Here is a 15,510-nt window from a genome sequence, read left to right as displayed (position 1 = left end):
CTGACCGGGATCACAGCGGAATGGTGTCGTGCTTTTTCCATGGCGTGCTCAGCTGCTTGTTGCGCAGGCTGGCAAAGGCGCGGGCAATCCGGCGGCGCGAGGAATGCGGCATGATCACTTCATCAATGAAGCCGCGTTCGGCAGCCTTGAACGGATTGGCGAAGCGTTCTTCATATTCCTTGGTGCGGGCCGCGATTTTCTCTGGATCGCCGAGTTCCGAGCGATAGAGAATTTCCGTTGCCCCCTTGGCACCCATGACGGCGATTTCTGCCGTCGGCCATGCATAGTTGATGTCGGCACCAATATGCTTGGAGGCCATCACGTCATAGGCGCCGCCATAGGCCTTGCGTGTGATAAGGGTCACCATCGGAACGGTTGCCTGGCTATAGGCAAACAGAAGCTTTGCGCCATGCTTGATGACGCCGCCATATTCCTGTGCCGTGCCCGGCAGGAAGCCCGGAACATCAACCAGTGTCAGGATCGGAATATTGAAGGCATCGCAGAAGCGCACGAAACGGGCAGCCTTGCGCGAGGCGTCAATATCAAGACAGCCCGCCAGAACCATCGGCTGATTGGCAACGACACCAATCGTCTGGCCATCCATGCGCATGAAGCCGATGATGATGTTCTTGGCAAAGGCTTCCTGGATTTCAAAGAAATCGCCTTCATCCGCCAGCGCAAGGATCAGCTCGCGCATGTCATAGGGCTTGGTCGGACTGTCGGGGATCAGCGTGTCAAGACGGCTTTCCAGACGGGTCGGATCATCATGGGTTGGGCGGACAGGCGGTTTTTCACGATTGTTGAGCGGCAGGAAGTCAAACAGGATGCGCACCTGTTCTAGTGCTTCGATATCGTTTTCATATGCACCATCGGCAACCGATGATTTCCTTGTATGTGTGGTGGCGCCGCCCAGTTCCTCGGCTGTCACGATTTCATTGGTGACTGTCTTGACCACATCCGGACCGGTCACGAACATGTAGGATGAATCGCGCACCATGAAGATGAAGTCGGTCATGGCCGGCGAATAGACAGCGCCGCCAGCGCATGGGCCCATGATGACGGAAATCTGCGGGATCACGCCGGAAGCATCGACATTGCGCTTGAAGACCTCGGCATAGCCGGCAAGCGAGGCAACACCTTCCTGAATGCGCGCACCGCCCGAGTCGTTCAGGCCAATGACCGGTGCGCCGTTTTTCATCGCCATGTCCATGATCTTGCAGATTTTCTGGGCATGAGTTTCAGACAGCGAGCCGCCGAGCACGGTAAAATCCTGACTGAACACATAGACCTGACGGCCATTGATCGTGCCCCAGCCGGTAACGACGCCATCGCCGGCAATTTTCTGCTGTTCCATGCCGAAATCGGTGCAGCGATGGGTGACATACATGTCGAACTCCTCGAACGAACCGTCGTCGAGAAGAACTTCTATTCTTTCACGTGCGGTCAGCTTGCCTTTGGCATGCTGTGCGTCAATGCGGCGCTGGCCGCCGCCAAGGCGGGCCTCCACGCGGCGGGCTTCGAGCTGTTCGAGGAGTTCCTGCATTCCCTGGAGCCTTTAAATGCAACATTGCGATGAATTATGTGGCTGATTAAATCGCTCTGTGGCGTTGAGAAAAGCTTGAAAAGGTGTGATTGTGTAAGTTATAAATTTGCAAACAGCAAATTGCGAAGTTGCAAAATGGCGACCAAAAAGCTTTATGTCGGACGCAAGATCCGCGAAATCCGCGAACAGTACAGGGCAACACAATCAGCCTTCGCTGAACGGCTAGGAATTTCAACCAGTTATCTCAACCAGATCGAGAACAACCAGCGTCCGATCTCGGCTGCTGTTCTGTTGGCTCTGGCGGAAAACTATCAGATTGATATTGGCGCCATTTCGCTGGGTGATGATGACCGCCTGCTTTCGGCTGTCTCGGAGGCATTGGCCGATCCGGTTTTCGACAATTACAAGCCCAGTCTGCAGGAGCTGAAACTGATTACGCAAAATGCGCCGGGGCTTGCCCATGCGTTGCTTGCCTGTCATCAGGCCTTTCGCCGTAACAGTGAACAGCTTGCCAGTCTTGACAATGAACTTGGCCGCGCACCGACGCGGGCAGAGCCTGCGCCTTATGAGGAAGTGCGTGATTTTTTCCACTTCATCGACAATTATGTCCATGAAATCGATGTTGCGGCAGAAAGCCTGGCGGCAAAGCTTGATATTCCCTCGCGTGATATAGGTCTTGCCCTGCCGCAATATATGGAAGAGCGCCATCGGGTGCGCATTGCACGCGCGGATCCCAATGAGGCAATCCTGCGCCGTTTTGATCCCAATGCGCGCGTGCTTTATCTCAATCCCTATTCGCCGGCTTCGACGCGCAATTTCCAGATTGCCTATCAGATTGCCGAGCTTGAGATGGAAGATGTGGTTTCGGCAATTGCCAGCCGTGCTGATTTCCGTTCATCGGAAGCGGTTGAAATCTGCAAGATCGGTCTGCGCAATTATTTCGCGGGCGCGCTGGTCTTGCCGTATCAGATATTCCTTGCTGCAGCGAAGGAAATGCGCCATGACTTGGAATTGCTGGCAGCTCGTTTCGGCGCCAGCATCGAACAGATTGCGCACCGCCTGAGCACCTTGCAGCGTTCCGGCCATCGCGGCGTACCGGTCTTTTTCGCCCGCATAGATCGGGCCGGCAATATCACCAAGCGCCATAGTGCAGCCAAGCTGCAATTTGCCCGCTATGGCGCGGCATGTCCTTTGTGGAATGTGCATCAGGCCTTTGAAACACCCGGCAGGATCATCCGCCAACTGGCTGAAACGCCGGATGGCGTGCGCTATCTGTGTATCGCGACGGAACTCACCAAAAGCGAGGGCGGTTTTCATGCGCCGCAGCGGCGTTATGCCATCGCGCTGGGCTGCGAGGTGAGCTATGCCAAGGATTTTGTTTATGCCGACGGGCTTGATATCAATACGCGCTCGGCCTTTGATCCGATTGGTGTGTCCTGCCGTATCTGCGAGCGCGCCGATTGCGTGCAGCGCGCCGTACCGCCCTTGAAAAGCCGTCTTGCTGTTGACCATGACCGGCGCGGTATCCTGCCCTATCGATTGCTCTAAGGCTTTTGCCCGGTTCTGAAAGAAAAACGGTTTCTGCTTTTCCTGCGCCTAAAACCCGGCATGGGTTTTGAGAAAATCGGCTTCTTCTTCGGTCGTCACGCGATTCAACACCTTGTTGCGATGCGGGAAACGGCCGAAGCGCGCAATAATGTCATGGTGCTGACGGGCAAAATCGAGCGAATATGGATCGCCCAGCCGTTCATAGAGCTCAACCGAACGGCGCTGGTCGTCGAGATTCTCGCTGTGCATGAAGGGCAGATAGAAAAACTGTCGCTTGTCGGCCGACAGTTCCTGATCAAAACCATGGTCGAGCGCGCACTTGGCAATGTCGAGAGCCAGACCGTCGGTGGCAAAGGCCTGTGGGCTGCCACGAAACATATTGCGAGGAAACTGGTCGAACACGATGGTCAAGGCAAGTGCGCTTTCCGGCTGCTGTTTCCAGCTTTCATAGTCGCCATTCAACGCAGCCTCATAAGCAGGCAGAAATTTTTCGCGGATTTCCGTATCGATGGCCTCGCTTTTGGAAAACCAGTTTTCGCGCATTCTGGGCGAGAACCAGAAGGACAGGATATCTTGCACTTCAATGCTCATGGCTCTCTCCATTGATTATTGGTCAGCAGGCACAATTTCCGGCTGCGGGCAAGGCGGCTCGCCCTTGAAATTGCGGGACATGCAGGCAAACCGGTCAAACCCCTTGCCCGCATTCATCGCCGCTTTACCAGCTTCGCCACAGCCTGCAAGCAGGGATATGGCAATCAACAGTGCAACGCTTTTCATGATGGCTCTCTTTGGTCATCGCTTGTTGGCTGCGTGCCTCGTTCAGTATAAAAAGCATAAAGCCCGCGTCAGCGACACGGGCTGTATCACTAAACTGGCTATCGCTTCGCGCAATCGTCAGCGACGATCCGAAATTGCGCAGCCAATGGCAATGCCCAGCAGAAGGCCAATAAGGCCTGCCGTGCCAAAAAGCGTGGTGGCCGTGCCCGGATTTTCACGCACCGTCTCGGCGACGGCCTGACCGCGCTCACGTACAACCTGCGCGGCAGATTTCATGCGCCCGCTTGCCTCATCCATGACATCTTCTGCCTGGGCGCGCAGGTCTCCGGAACGGGCAGCCAACGTCTTGCTGAGACGTTTCAGTTCTTCGCGCAATTCTGCAACTTGCTTTTCAAGCGCTTCCTGAACGCTGTTTTGTTCATTCGCCATTGTGCTCTCCCTTGAAAAGTGGAAACGTCTCATGCCTGCAAAGGTTCCAACAATTTTAGCAGAAGATCAATCACGAAAGTAAGGCCGCTCATTCTGATGGGATCACATCCACCGGCTCATCCTCGGCGGGATCGCCGCAACGCTGATACATCCGGTCGGTCACGATCTTCTTGATATTATTGCCCAATGGAAGCTCGTAATGGGCAATGACATCAACGCCCATGCACCATTTCACATCATGCGGTGACAGCCCGTAATGGGCTTCCAGAAAGCCGACGACATAATTGACGCCATCCTCGCAGTTCTCGCTTTTGCAGAAATTGCCTTCCTGGGCCAGTTTCAGGATGGAGTTTTCGCCAAGCTTGACCACAACCGGTTCGGCGGCAAAGGGCAGGGCGCCAAGAAGCGCAATCACGCCAAGGCCGATCAAGGTGATTTTGACTGCTCGTTTCATGTTCTGCCGCGTTTCCGTTTGTCAGGTCGTGAAGATAAGGCGTGAATATAAGGCATGAGCAGGCAAGCTCTTGCAAGAGCGGCTCTCCCACGGCAATGGTGTTTGTTGCAGGCGCGCCTTGCCATCAAGCCGGCTGACGGATTTGCGGGGGATGCTCACTACAAAAGTAATTGCTTTAATAATGATTTTGCGTTTTGATGTTGTTTTGAGCAATGATATATATGCATCGATTTTGCGATTGACTTTTACGTAAGTCTGGCTGCAAAGTTTTCAATATCTTAGCCGATAGGACAAAATGGTGCGCGAATATTATACAATCACGGAGCTGACGAGGGAGTTTGGCATTTCAACGCGAACCCTTCGCTTTTATGAAGACGAGGGGTTGATTTCGCCAATCCGGCGTGGGCGTACGCGTTTGTTTCGACCGTCAGATCGCCATTTGATCAAGCAGATCCTTCGGGGCAAGCGGCTTGGCTTTTCGATCGCTGAAATCCATGAGATCATTCGCATGTATCACGAGCCGCCGGGTGAGACGGGGCAGCTCAAGCTGCTGATGAAGCGTGTGAATGAAAAGCGCGAGATTCTGCGCCAGAAGCGGCGCGACATTGAAGAGACGCTCAATGAATTCGATCAGATCGAGGAAAGCTGCCTTGAACGTCTGGCGGAACTCGGCGTTTCGACCTGAACGGGTTGCGGGCGGATCCGTAATTCAGGGCATTTTATTGTTACAGGCGGCGCGGGTCATTGGCCCGCGCTTTCTTCTGGCGAACACAGCGTCACAATGCCCTGAACCGCAGGGCTGTTTTGCTGGTTGAGCTTGCCGATGAAGACATCCTCAAACAGTTTCGCCTTGTCGAGTTCTGTCACGACACAGCTGCAGAATTGCTGGCAGAGCGCGGTACCAGCCGTCTGGCTGCATCCGGCAATGCAGGACTGGGTGAAAAGCTGGTGCGGCTCCGGCCTTGCGGGGGGCGCAATCTGTGCATAGAGAAAGACCAGCGCTATCAGGACAGGCTGGTGGATGAGGTAGAAGGCAAGGCTGTGCTGCCCCATGAAGCAGAGCGGCTTTTGCAAAAAGCGTGGTTTGATGCCGCCGGCAAGATACCGCAGCAGGTTGAACTGCTGGCTGAAGCGTGCTGCGGCAATGCCAAGAAGGACGGCGCCAAACCACGGGAAAACCGGTACATAATCATTGGAGCGCCACAGTTGGGTAGACAGGCCTACCCAGGCAAGCCAGGGCTGGTTGAAAATGTCACTGCGCGCAAAATGCGGTGCGGCCAACACAAGGCTTGCAACAAGAACCGTCAGGAGCGGCGGCAGGCGCAAAAAAAGAAGGCCGACAAGGGAAGCAAAGGCAATCTCATGCAGAATGCCAAAGAAAATATAGCTTTCCGGTGACAGATAATATGTGACGGCTGAGATTGCGGCTGCGGCAAGGATGATCTGCGACAGACGCTTCAGCATTGGCCGCCAGCGAATGCCGCGTCCATGTGCGAGTACAAGACTGAAGCCGACGAGAAACAGGAAGCTTGATGCAATGCAGCGTGCAAACAGTCTCCAGCCTCCCTGGCCGGTCGTGCCGGCCGTCATATAGCCGAAAAATTCCAGATCCCAGCCAAAATGGTAAATCGCCATGGCAATCAGCGCGATTGCGCGCGCCATGTCCAGGCGCAAGAGACGCGGGCGGGAGGCGCTGGCAGTATCAAGTGGCTTATGGGTAATGCTCATTCTATGCTTTCGGTTTGAAGAAAACGCTGCGTATGGCTGATTTGCCCTGTCAGGCATGTCACGTGTCTAGCATGGCATTCGGTGTAGCGAAATGTCCTGTCGCGCAATGAATGCGGGAGGCAATCCGCCAAGCGTCTGAAACGGAACAAGTCTTCGGGCTTTATGCCCGGGGCGGGAATCATGCATCACTGGTTCATGCAAACCGGTTGCAAGCAGAAAGGGCGGAAACGTGTTTTTCAGTCTGTCGAAAATCTTTTGGTTGCTGTTCCAGCCCTTGACGCTGGTCTTGCTGTTTCTCGTATTTGGTCTTGCCGTAATCCGGTTTGAGCGACGGCGGATTGGCCTGTCCCTTATTGCTGCATCTTTGGCGATCATTGGCGTCGGCGCCTTTACAACGCTTGGCGCCTTGCTGTTGCAGCCGCTGGAAGACCGGTTTCCGCGTCCTGAGGTCTTGCCACAGCATGTTGACGGGATTGTCGTACTGGGTGGCTTCATGAATGGTGAAGTCAATGCCGGCCGGCAGGGTGCGGAGCTTAACAGCGCGGCCGACCGCATTGTCGAGGCCATGCGGCTTGCACGCCTCTTTCCGGATGCGAAACTTGTCATTTCCGGCGGTGTGGGCGCATTCATGGTGGAAGCTGCAGCCGAGGCGGAAAGAACGCGCCAACTGCTTACGTCGCTTGGCTATTCCGGGGCTCGCTTCATTTATGAGAACAGGTCGCGCAACACGGTTGAAAATGCCCTGTTTTCAAAAGAGCTGGCAGAGCCCAGGCCGGGCGAAACATGGCTGCTGATCACCTCTGCCTATCATATGCCACGTGCCGTCGGCTGTTTTGAAAAGGCCGGTTTTGATGTCGTGCCGTGGAGTGTCGATTACAAGACATCCGGCAAGGAAGGTTTTGCGCTTTATCTCGAACAGCCCAATGAGGCGCTTTCGCGCTTCAGCGTCGCCATACGGGAATGGCTGGGGCTTTTCGCCTATTGGCTGACGGGCAAAACGGATTCGCTCTTTCCGTCCGCATGATGACGTTTTTTGAACGCAACCATGAATGAAAGGTTAAAATCAGGCATTGAGGCAATATGCTGAAATAATTGCCGAATTTATGGTCATCTGTCTATGGGAAAGGTGTTTGCCACAGTTTTGCCTGATTTTATCATTGCCTTGCCACAGTTGCAGCGCTATATGGGCCTTTCCGGCTGCACCTTTCGGCCGATGAATTGACCAACGGAGTCTCTGAAGTTTCATGGACGATATCGTTCAAAAATCTTGCTGGGGCGTAGCTTTCTGGGCGATCGCCGGTCTGGCAGCCATCATCATGATGGCCTATCTGTTCTCGATTTGATTTCGACGTACAAGCTGAACGCAGACAAGGCTGGTTGCTTGTCAGAATAAGCAACCAGCAATTTGCTTGCCTTCATGCCAAACTCCACTATCCTAATGCGATTATAAGTCGCGGTGGCGAATCTTGTGCCTGCTGCTGCGGATAGGGGAATTGGGTGCGCAATGTTTCTTTCGGTTTTCGACCTGTTCAAGATCGGCATTGGTCCATCAAGTTCGCATACGATGGGGCCGATGACGGCGGCGCATATGTTTCTGGAGGAGATCCGCAACGGAGACTGGCCGCGTCCTGCACATGCGAAAATCGTCCGGCTGAAAGCGACGCTGCACGGCTCCCTTGCCTATACCGGCATTGGCCATGCGACTGATCGCGCTGTCATTCTGGGTCTGTGCGGCTATCTGCCGGACACGATTGACCCGGATGTGATGGATGAGGCCGTGGAAAGGGTGAAGGCGGCAAAATCCGTGCAGCCTGAAGGCCATCCTGCCTATCGGTTTGATCCACGGGTGGATCTTGTTCTCGATCGCAAGACGCCTTTGCCGGGGCATGCCAATGGCATGGCCTTTGAGGCCTATGACGCGGCTGACCGGCTGTTGTTGCGCCGCACCTATTTCTCGATTGGCGGCGGATTTGTCGTTTCGGGAGATGAACTGAACCGCAAGATTGCCCATGGCAAGGCGCAGACGGAAAAGGTCGATGTGCCTTATCCGTTCAGCAATGCCGCCGAAATGCTGGACATGGCGCACAAGAGCGGTCTGTCGATCGCGGATATGAAGCGCGCCAATGAAGAATGTCTCATGACGCGCGAAAAGCTCGATGAGGGGCTTGATCGCATCTGGGGCGCGATGCGTTCCTGTATTGAACGGGGACTTAACCGCGATGGCATCATGCCGGGCGGTCTGAAGGTGCGCCGCCGCGCCCGCCAACTATACGACAAGCTGCAAGAAGACTGGCGCAACAATCGCATCAATCCGCTGCTGGCCAATGACTGGCTGTCGGTCTATGCCATGGCGGTGAATGAGGAAAATGCCTCTGGCGGACGTGTGGTGACGGCGCCGACCAATGGTGCTGCGGGCGTGGTTCCGGCCGTTCTGCGCTATTACCTGCATTTTTATGATGAAACCGATCAGAAGGGCATTCGCGACTTCCTGCTGACGTCAGCCGCAATTGGGGGAGTCATCAAGCATAATGCCTCTATTTCCGGCGCAGAAGTGGGCTGTCAGGGCGAGGTGGGTTCTGCTTCGGCCATGGCGGCGGCAGGTCTTGCCTGCGTGCTGGGCGGCACGCCGGAGCAGATCGAAAATGCCGCCGAAATCGCACTGGAACATCATCTCGGCATGACCTGCGATCCGGTCGCAGGGCTGGTTCAGGTTCCCTGCATCGAGCGCAATGCGCTGGGCGCGGTGAAGGCTGTCACAGCCGCTTCGCTGGCGATGAAAGGCGATGGCAAGCATTTTGTTCCGCTTGATGCATGTATCGAGACCATGCGCCAGACTGGGCTTGACATGAGCGAGCGCTACAAGGAAACCAGCCAGGGTGGTCTTGCCGTCAATGTCGTGGCCTGCTGACTTTGCGGCCGTTGGGATGAGGCCAAGCGATAGCCGGGCTTTTTCCTTCATCTGTTTCCACAACGGACAGACCAGAAGGCAGGGCAGGCATGAAGGATGAAACAATCCGGCATGCCAGCATCACATGTCACTTGATACCCGGTAATTCACATGGTCTTGCGCCAAGGCGGGTTCCCTCTTTTCGACGTCATGTGTTAGATCGGGCCCATGCTACTTCATCTCGTAAAACTCTGTGTCGGTTGCGACAGTATTGAAGACCTGGCCGCCTGGATTGATTTTCGTCTTGCGGAACAGCGTGCTGCAGGTCTTGTTCCGGAACAGGTTCATACCACGCGAATGGTTCCCAAGCGGGTGGATGAATTGCTGGATGGCGGTTCGCTTTACTGGGTCATCAAGGGCAATATCCAATGCCGTCAGCGGCTGATCGATATTCGCCCGTTTACGGACAGCGAAGGCATTGGCCGTTGTCATCTGGTGCTGGAGCCGAAAATTATCCCGACCGAATGGCAACCCCGGCGCGCCTTTCAGGGCTGGCGCTATCTGGCCGGCAATGAAGCGCCGCGTGATGAGGCGGCAGGCAAATCAGGCCAGGCAGCATTGCCGCCGGAATTGCGGCAGGAATTGGCCGCCCTAGGCTTGCTCTGAGCGTACTGAAGACAGATTCCAGATAATGAAAAGCCCGCAGCAGAGTGCGGGCTTTTGGCTGATATGAATGGGATGTCCGTGCGCACGGGCGCACTTAACTTTGAATCGTCAGCCGCACGGAAACCCTGTTCTGGGTAACAGGCAGGATCATGCGCATGACGACCGGAGGCTGCGCCAGACGGCGATTGCGGGAGGCATGGGTGATGAGCATGCCGACCAGATCGCGGGTCAGTATGCCATGACGACGGGCATTGGCAATGCGCGCGGCAGCCTGTTTCAACGTATCCACGAAGAACAGCGAACCAAGCCCGCCGGAATGGGCGCCTTCCTGTTTCCAGGCGCTGGTTTTCCATAATTGTTGTTCCAATGCGTCGTTCATGTTGGACATCCTAAACCCTTTTACTCATGACACGCGGGTTTGAAGAAGGTGGCGGCCAGCCGCCACGCAAGATCAGTTTGCAACAGCAAAGCAGCCATAATTCTTCCGCTTCAGCGATGCGCAGGCGTCCCATGCGGCCTGTTTCGTCGGAAAACCGACAAAACGGGCGCGGTAGAATATGGTGCTGCCTTTCTGGAAGGTCTGGGTCGATGGTGTCACCCGTGCGAGCAGATCGCCCATGGAACCGGATGCCTTGGCGAGCATGTCATTTGCCTGTTCCTGGCTTGGCAGGGAGCCGATCTGGATCGCCCAGCCGCCTTTTGTCGGGGCGGATGCGGTCGTGACAGGGTCAATGCTCGTTTCACTTGCAAAGGGAATGGGCTCGGAAGGACGAGGCGCCAGGGCTGCCTGTGCGGCTCTTGCCGCAGGACGCGATGCCGGGGCGGCAAGGGCGAGAACCTGCATTTCCTCGCGGTCGCCTTCGCCTGTTTCGGAAGCATATTGCGGTGCCTCGACCGGCTGCACGCGTGTTGCCGGAATTGGTACGGTGCGTGGCGCGGCCACAGGTGCAGCAGCCATTGGAGCGGCTGCAACAACTTCCGGCACGTCTTGCTGCGGAATGGTCTTGGAGGCAAACAGGGCGCCGGACGTACGGCCGCGGCTTGCGGCAGGCAGATATTTGCGGATCAGCTGTGCCATATGCGCATCACGGGCAGCCCCCGTATTGCCGCCCATGACGACAGCCACAAGGCGGCGTCCATCAAGATTGACCGAGGAGACAAGATTATAGCCGGAGGCATTGGTATAGCCGGTCTTGATGCCGTCAACGCCCTCGACACGGCCCAGCAGACGATTGTGGCCACGAATGGTCTTGCCACGATAATTGAAGCTCGATTTTGAGAAATAAGCGAATTCACGTGGGAAATGCTGGCGCAGAGCCATGCCCAGAATGGCCATGTCACGCGCGGTCGTGCGCTGCTGCTTATTGGGCAGACCCGACGCATTGCGGAATGTCGTGTTGCGCATGCCAAGACGACGCGCCTTTGCCGTCATCATCTGCGCAAAACGTTCTTCCGTGCCACCGAGATATTCACCGACCGCAGCCGCAACATCATTGGCCGATTTGGTGATCATGGCAAGGATGGCATCCTCGGCCCGAATCGTCTGGCCTGGACGGAAGCCGATTTTTGTCGGGGGACGGGAGGCGGCATAGGCCGATACGGGGATCTGTGTGTTCATGGTCATGCGACCGGCCTTGATCGCATCCAGCATCATGTAGATCGTCATCATCTTGGTCAGGGATGCCGGGTAACGCAATTCATCGGCCTTGGATGAAAAAAGCGTCTTGCCTGTATTGGCATCGACGACAATTGCAGCATATCGATCGTTGGCAGCAACCGCTGAAGCAATTGAGGTGGCTGTCACGCCAGCAACTGCAGTCAGAAGAAGAGTGGCTTGAGCAGCTTTTTTGAGCACAAAAGCAACTTTTTGAAACGCGATACGCACGATAATGACCTACCTGTAGTGCAGATTTTCCCGGGGGTGAAGCACGTGCCGGGATTCGTTGCGGTCATTCTAATGCGATTAGCGTTACCAATCCGTTTATGGTAACCAACCTGTTCATGAATTCCTGAAAGGTTCCTCCCGTGATCTTGGGGGAGGCGGGCGGATGTGCCGGACTGTATCAGGCAAGAAAAAAGCCCGCTCGCGCGGGCAGTCGCTGTCTTTGGATGGGGGGACAGAGAAATATATGGGTGGTGTTTAAAATGTTGTGTTTGAAAATGGATGGAGGAAAGAGATTCAATACACGCCGAATTTAGAGAGTTTATACCTCTGCAGTAATTCCAGTTTATGGCCGCCACAAAATTGGTCTTAATATATTATTTAAAATTAATTTAATTGTTTTCAGAAAGCGGAGTGACGCGCAAAACGGCAGAGGTCCTGTCCTGTTCTGAAAGGGTGCGCATAAATTCGTCAGGGTCAATTGTCGCGGTTGCAAGTGTTGCTGAAGGGCTTAAAATCAGCGTTGGAAATCCTAAATATCAGTGCAGGGTAAACTTCGGAATTTGGCATACGGGCAGATAGTTCGATGACGCAATTTGAACCAACAATGCAAGACAAGACACGCGGAGGCTTGCCAGATGCGGGTGCGGTTGTGGTCACGCGTACGGAGCCGAAAGCCAAGAAACCAAACCTGTACCGCGTGCTGCTGTTGAATGATGATTACACCCCGATGGAATTCGTGGTGCATGTGCTGCAGCGGTTTTTCCAGAAGAACCTTGAGGATGCCACACGCATCATGTTGCATGTGCATAATCACGGTGTCGGGGAGTGCGGGGTCTATACTTATGAGGTCGCCGAAACAAAAGTCAGTCAGGTGATGGACTTTTCTCGCCAGAACCAGCATCCATTACAATGCGTAATGGAGAAAAAGTGAGGTCATATGCCATCGTTTTCTGCCAGCCTTGAACGTGCACTGCATCAGGCGCTTACAATCGCAAACGAGCGGCATCACGAATATGCCACGCTCGAACATCTGCTTTTGGCCCTGATTGATGATCAGGATGCCGGCGCGGTCATGCGCGCCTGCAATGTTGACCTCCAGCAACTGCGAAAGACCGTCACCGATTATATCGACCGGGAGCTGACCAATCTCATCACCGGCTATGACGAGGACTCCAAGCCTACGGCGGCTTTCCAGCGCGTGATCCAGCGCGCCGTCATTCATGTCCAGTCGTCCAATCGCGAAGAGGTGACAGGCGCCAATGTACTGGTCGCGATCTTTGCAGAGCGGGAAAGCCATGCTGCCTATTTCCTGCAGGAACAGCAGATGACACGTTATGACGCGGTCAATTACATCTCGCATGGCATTACCAAGAGCCCGCAAAACAGCGAGACGCGTACGCCACGTGGTGCGGAAAGCGCGCATGAGGAACGTCTGAGTGGCAGCGAGCAGGAAGACGGGCCAAAGAGAAAACAGGATGCATTGACAGCCTATTGCGTCAACCTGAACGAAAAGGCACGTTCTGGCCGCATCGATCCGTTGATCGGCCGCGAAAGCGAGGTCAATCGCACCATTCAGGTTCTCTGCCGCCGCTCCAAGAACAATCCGCTTTATGTCGGCGATCCTGGCGTTGGCAAGACGGCGATTGCCGAAGGCCTTGCCAAGCGCATTGTGGAAGGCAAGGTTCCTGAGGCCCTGGCCAATGCGACAATCTTCTCGCTTGATATGGGCACGCTTCTGGCCGGCACACGTTATCGCGGCGATTTTGAGGAACGGCTGAAGCAGGTCGTCAAGGAGCTGGAAGACTATCCTGGTGCCATTCTTTTCATCGATGAAATTCACACGGTGATTGGTGCGGGCGCAACTTCGGGCGGCGCGATGGATGCATCGAACCTGTTGAAGCCGGCGCTCTCGTCGGGTACGATCCGCTGCATCGGCTCGACCACCTATAAGGAATATCGCCAGTTCTTTGAAAAGGATCGCGCGCTGGTGCGTCGTTTCCAGAAGATCGACGTCAATGAGCCGTCGATCGAGGATGCGATCGAAATCATGAAGGGGCTGAAGCCTTACTTCGAGGATTTCCATAAGGTCAAATATACGGTGGATGCGATCAAGTCGGCGGTGGAACTGTCGGCGCGCTATATTTCCGATCGCAAATTGCCGGACAAGGCGATCGACGTGATCGACGAAACGGGCGCAAGCCAGATGCTTCTGCCCGAAAGCAAGCGCAAGAAGACGATCGGTGTCAAGGAAATCGAGGCAACCATTGCCACCATGGCGCGCATTCCGCCAAAATCGGTTTCCAAGGATGATGAAGTCGTGCTGGCGCATTTGGAATCCGAGCTGAAACGCGTGGTTTATGGGCAGGATCTGGCGATTGAGGCACTGGCAGCCTCGATCAAGCTTGCGCGTGCAGGCCTGCGTGAGCCTGACAAGCCGATTGGCTGCTATCTGTTCTCTGGCCCGACCGGCGTTGGCAAGACCGAAGTGGCGCGTCAGCTTGCCAAATCACTTGGCGTCGAGCTGTTACGCTTCGATATGTCGGAATATATGGAACGCCATACCGTATCGCGTCTGATTGGTGCGCCGCCCGGCTATGTCGGCTTTGATCAGGGCGGCCTGCTCACCGATGGCGTTGATCAACATCCGCATTGCGTGCTGTTGCTCGATGAAATCGAAAAGGCACATCCAGACCTGTTCAATATTCTGTTGCAGGTGATGGATCACGGCTCGCTGACCGATCACAATGGCAAGAAGGTCGACTTCCGCAATGTGATCCTGATCATGACCACCAATGCCGGCGCAGCCGAAATGGCCAAATCGGCAATTGGTTTCGGCTCAACGCGGCGCGAAGGCGACGATATGGAGGCGATCAACCGGCTGTTTACGCCGGAATTCCGTAACCGTCTCGATGCGATCATTCCATTCGGGACGCTGCCGGTTCCGGTCATTCATCAGGTCGTGCAGAAATTCGTGCTGCAGCTTGAGGCGCAGCTGGCTGAACGCGGCGTCACCTTCGAGTTGACCGATGCGGCTATCGCATGGCTGGCCGACAAGGGTTATGATGAGGCAATGGGTGCGCGTCCGCTTGGCCGCGTCATTCAGGAACACATCAAGAAGCCGCTGGCCGATGAAGTCCTGTTTGGCAAGCTGAAGCATGGCGGCACGGTTCGGGTTGATGTGGTCAAGACTGCTGATGGCAAGTCGGAACTGTCGCTTGAGACCGTGTCTGACCGGCCGGTAAAGCCGAAGAAGGATGTTCCGGCCGAAAAAAGGCAGACTGTGCGCAAGAAGGCAGCAACCAAGGCCGAAATGGCTTTGGCTGGCGTCGCAGAGGATGAGCCCAAGGCTGAGAAAAAATCGGTCAAACGGTCTTCATCCGTACCGAAAGTGCCACGCAAGAAATGATGAACAAAGGCCCTTCCAGCAAGGGCCTTTTTCATGACCGGTCTGAAATGCGTGCTGCCACGCAAAAGCTGTTCCCATCCTAGCGTTAAATCATTTACAACAGCGCATGTCCCCGATTCCCGTCGATAACGAAACCTCCGAAAATGCTTCGCACCACAGCCGGTTTGGCTGGTATTTGCGCGGGATG

The 15,510-nt window shown here is 55.2% G+C and carries 15 protein-coding genes; 7 read left to right on the top strand and 8 right to left on the bottom strand.

Annotated elements, in window-relative coordinates:
* Positions 1-10: 10 nt before the first annotated feature.
* Positions 11-1,543 (bottom strand): acyl-CoA carboxylase subunit beta, encoded by a 1,533-nt coding sequence (locus ACFO1V_RS06830; protein WP_374830350.1) that lies wholly within the window; start codon positions 1,541-1,543, stop codon positions 11-13.
* Positions 1,544-1,678: 135 nt separating this feature from the next.
* Here ACFO1V_RS06830 and ACFO1V_RS06825 point away from each other — a divergent pair, with 135 nt between their 5' ends.
* Positions 1,679-3,091 (top strand): helix-turn-helix domain-containing protein, encoded by a 1,413-nt coding sequence (locus ACFO1V_RS06825; RefSeq protein WP_374830348.1) that lies wholly within the window; start codon positions 1,679-1,681, stop codon positions 3,089-3,091.
* Positions 3,092-3,139: 48 nt separating this feature from the next.
* On the opposite strand, the gene ACFO1V_RS06820 is transcribed toward ACFO1V_RS06825, so the two are convergent.
* The 4 genes from ACFO1V_RS06820 to ACFO1V_RS06805 all read right to left on the bottom strand — a co-directional run bounded on the left by ACFO1V_RS06820 (position 3,140) and on the right by ACFO1V_RS06805 (position 4,751).
* Positions 3,140-3,682, bottom strand: coding sequence for a DUF924 family protein (locus ACFO1V_RS06820; protein ID WP_374830346.1), 543 nt, complete (start codon positions 3,680-3,682; stop codon positions 3,140-3,142).
* Between the two features lie 15 nt (positions 3,683-3,697).
* Positions 3,698-3,868: a hypothetical protein gene (locus tag ACFO1V_RS06815; RefSeq protein ID WP_374830344.1), complete on the bottom strand. Its 171-nt coding sequence runs from the start codon at positions 3,866-3,868 to the stop codon at positions 3,698-3,700.
* A gap of 117 nt (positions 3,869-3,985) precedes the next feature.
* Complete coding sequence (locus ACFO1V_RS06810) at positions 3,986-4,297, bottom strand: ElaB/YgaM/YqjD family protein (protein WP_374830343.1); 312 nt, start codon at positions 4,295-4,297, stop codon at positions 3,986-3,988.
* Between the two features lie 88 nt (positions 4,298-4,385).
* A complete protein-coding gene (locus ACFO1V_RS06805) occupies positions 4,386-4,751 on the bottom strand; it encodes a hypothetical protein (RefSeq protein WP_374830341.1) in 366 nt (121 codons plus the stop codon).
* Positions 4,752-5,049: 298 nt separating this feature from the next.
* Here ACFO1V_RS06805 and ACFO1V_RS06800 point away from each other — a divergent pair, with 298 nt between their 5' ends.
* Positions 5,050-5,436, top strand: coding sequence for a MerR family transcriptional regulator (locus ACFO1V_RS06800; RefSeq protein ID WP_374830556.1), 387 nt, complete (start codon positions 5,050-5,052; stop codon positions 5,434-5,436).
* 56 nt (positions 5,437-5,492) lie between these two features.
* Here ACFO1V_RS06800 and ACFO1V_RS06795 read toward each other — a convergent pair whose 3' ends face one another.
* The gene (locus tag ACFO1V_RS06795; RefSeq protein WP_374830339.1) at positions 5,493-6,479 is read right to left on the bottom strand and encodes a heparan-alpha-glucosaminide N-acetyltransferase; all 987 of its coding nucleotides are present in this window, start codon (positions 6,477-6,479) and stop codon (positions 5,493-5,495) included.
* A gap of 316 nt (positions 6,480-6,795) precedes the next feature.
* On the opposite strand from ACFO1V_RS06795, the gene ACFO1V_RS06790 reads away from it, so the two are divergent.
* The 3 genes from ACFO1V_RS06790 to ACFO1V_RS06780 all read left to right on the top strand — a co-directional run bounded on the left by ACFO1V_RS06790 (position 6,796) and on the right by ACFO1V_RS06780 (position 10,032).
* Positions 6,796-7,503 (top strand): YdcF family protein, encoded by a 708-nt coding sequence (locus ACFO1V_RS06790; protein ID WP_374830554.1) that lies wholly within the window; start codon positions 6,796-6,798, stop codon positions 7,501-7,503.
* A gap of 480 nt (positions 7,504-7,983) precedes the next feature.
* Positions 7,984-9,387 (top strand): L-serine ammonia-lyase, encoded by a 1,404-nt coding sequence (locus tag ACFO1V_RS06785; protein WP_374830337.1) that lies wholly within the window; start codon positions 7,984-7,986, stop codon positions 9,385-9,387.
* 207 nt (positions 9,388-9,594) lie between these two features.
* Entirely contained in the window at positions 9,595-10,032 is a 438-nt protein-coding gene (locus ACFO1V_RS06780; protein ID WP_374830335.1) for a DUF1489 family protein, read from the top strand.
* 94 nt (positions 10,033-10,126) lie between these two features.
* Here the strand turns inward: ACFO1V_RS06780 and ACFO1V_RS06775 are convergent, their stop codons facing one another.
* Both ACFO1V_RS06775 and ACFO1V_RS06770 read right to left on the bottom strand, forming a co-directional pair.
* On the bottom strand, positions 10,127-10,420 hold the full coding sequence (locus ACFO1V_RS06775; RefSeq protein WP_374830333.1) for a hypothetical protein: 294 nt from the start codon (positions 10,418-10,420) through the stop codon (positions 10,127-10,129).
* A gap of 63 nt (positions 10,421-10,483) precedes the next feature.
* Positions 10,484-11,917, bottom strand: coding sequence for a D-alanyl-D-alanine carboxypeptidase (locus tag ACFO1V_RS06770; RefSeq protein ID WP_374830331.1), 1,434 nt, complete (start codon positions 11,915-11,917; stop codon positions 10,484-10,486).
* A gap of 583 nt (positions 11,918-12,500) precedes the next feature.
* On the opposite strand from ACFO1V_RS06770, the gene clpS reads away from it, so the two are divergent.
* Both clpS and clpA read left to right on the top strand, forming a co-directional pair.
* Positions 12,501-12,848: an ATP-dependent Clp protease adapter ClpS gene (gene clpS, locus ACFO1V_RS06765; RefSeq protein ID WP_374830329.1), complete on the top strand. Its 348-nt coding sequence runs from the start codon at positions 12,501-12,503 to the stop codon at positions 12,846-12,848.
* A gap of 6 nt (positions 12,849-12,854) precedes the next feature.
* On the top strand, positions 12,855-15,323 hold the full coding sequence (clpA, locus tag ACFO1V_RS06760; RefSeq protein ID WP_374830327.1) for an ATP-dependent Clp protease ATP-binding subunit ClpA: 2,469 nt from the start codon (positions 12,855-12,857) through the stop codon (positions 15,321-15,323).
* The last annotated feature ends 187 nt before the right edge of the window (positions 15,324-15,510 follow it).

Source organism: Daeguia caeni, from assembly GCF_042653845.1.
Taxonomy (GTDB): domain Bacteria; phylum Pseudomonadota; class Alphaproteobacteria; order Rhizobiales; family Rhizobiaceae; genus Brucella; species Brucella caeni.
Note: the sequence above shows the minus strand (reverse complement) of the source record. Positions and strands in the feature narration are given on the sequence as shown.

Coding starts and splice junctions, on each gene's coding strand:
- ACFO1V_RS06830 (WP_374830350.1), bottom strand. CDS start 1,543: ATGCAGGAACTCCTCGAACAGCTCGAAGCCCGCCGCGTGGAGGCCCGC.
- clpA (WP_374830327.1), top strand. CDS start 12,855: ATGCCATCGTTTTCTGCCAGCCTTGAACGTGCACTGCATCAGGCGCTT.
- ACFO1V_RS06795 (WP_374830339.1), bottom strand. CDS start 6,479: ATGAGCATTACCCATAAGCCACTTGATACTGCCAGCGCCTCCCGCCCG.
- ACFO1V_RS06825 (WP_374830348.1), top strand. CDS start 1,679: ATGGCGACCAAAAAGCTTTATGTCGGACGCAAGATCCGCGAAATCCGC.
- clpS (WP_374830329.1), top strand. CDS start 12,501: ATGACGCAATTTGAACCAACAATGCAAGACAAGACACGCGGAGGCTTG.
- ACFO1V_RS06810 (WP_374830343.1), bottom strand. CDS start 4,297: ATGGCGAATGAACAAAACAGCGTTCAGGAAGCGCTTGAAAAGCAAGTT.
- ACFO1V_RS06785 (WP_374830337.1), top strand. CDS start 7,984: ATGTTTCTTTCGGTTTTCGACCTGTTCAAGATCGGCATTGGTCCATCA.
- ACFO1V_RS06780 (WP_374830335.1), top strand. CDS start 9,595: ATGCTACTTCATCTCGTAAAACTCTGTGTCGGTTGCGACAGTATTGAA.
- ACFO1V_RS06820 (WP_374830346.1), bottom strand. CDS start 3,682: ATGAGCATTGAAGTGCAAGATATCCTGTCCTTCTGGTTCTCGCCCAGA.
- ACFO1V_RS06775 (WP_374830333.1), bottom strand. CDS start 10,420: ATGTCCAACATGAACGACGCATTGGAACAACAATTATGGAAAACCAGC.
- ACFO1V_RS06815 (WP_374830344.1), bottom strand. CDS start 3,868: ATGAAAAGCGTTGCACTGTTGATTGCCATATCCCTGCTTGCAGGCTGT.
- ACFO1V_RS06805 (WP_374830341.1), bottom strand. CDS start 4,751: ATGAAACGAGCAGTCAAAATCACCTTGATCGGCCTTGGCGTGATTGCG.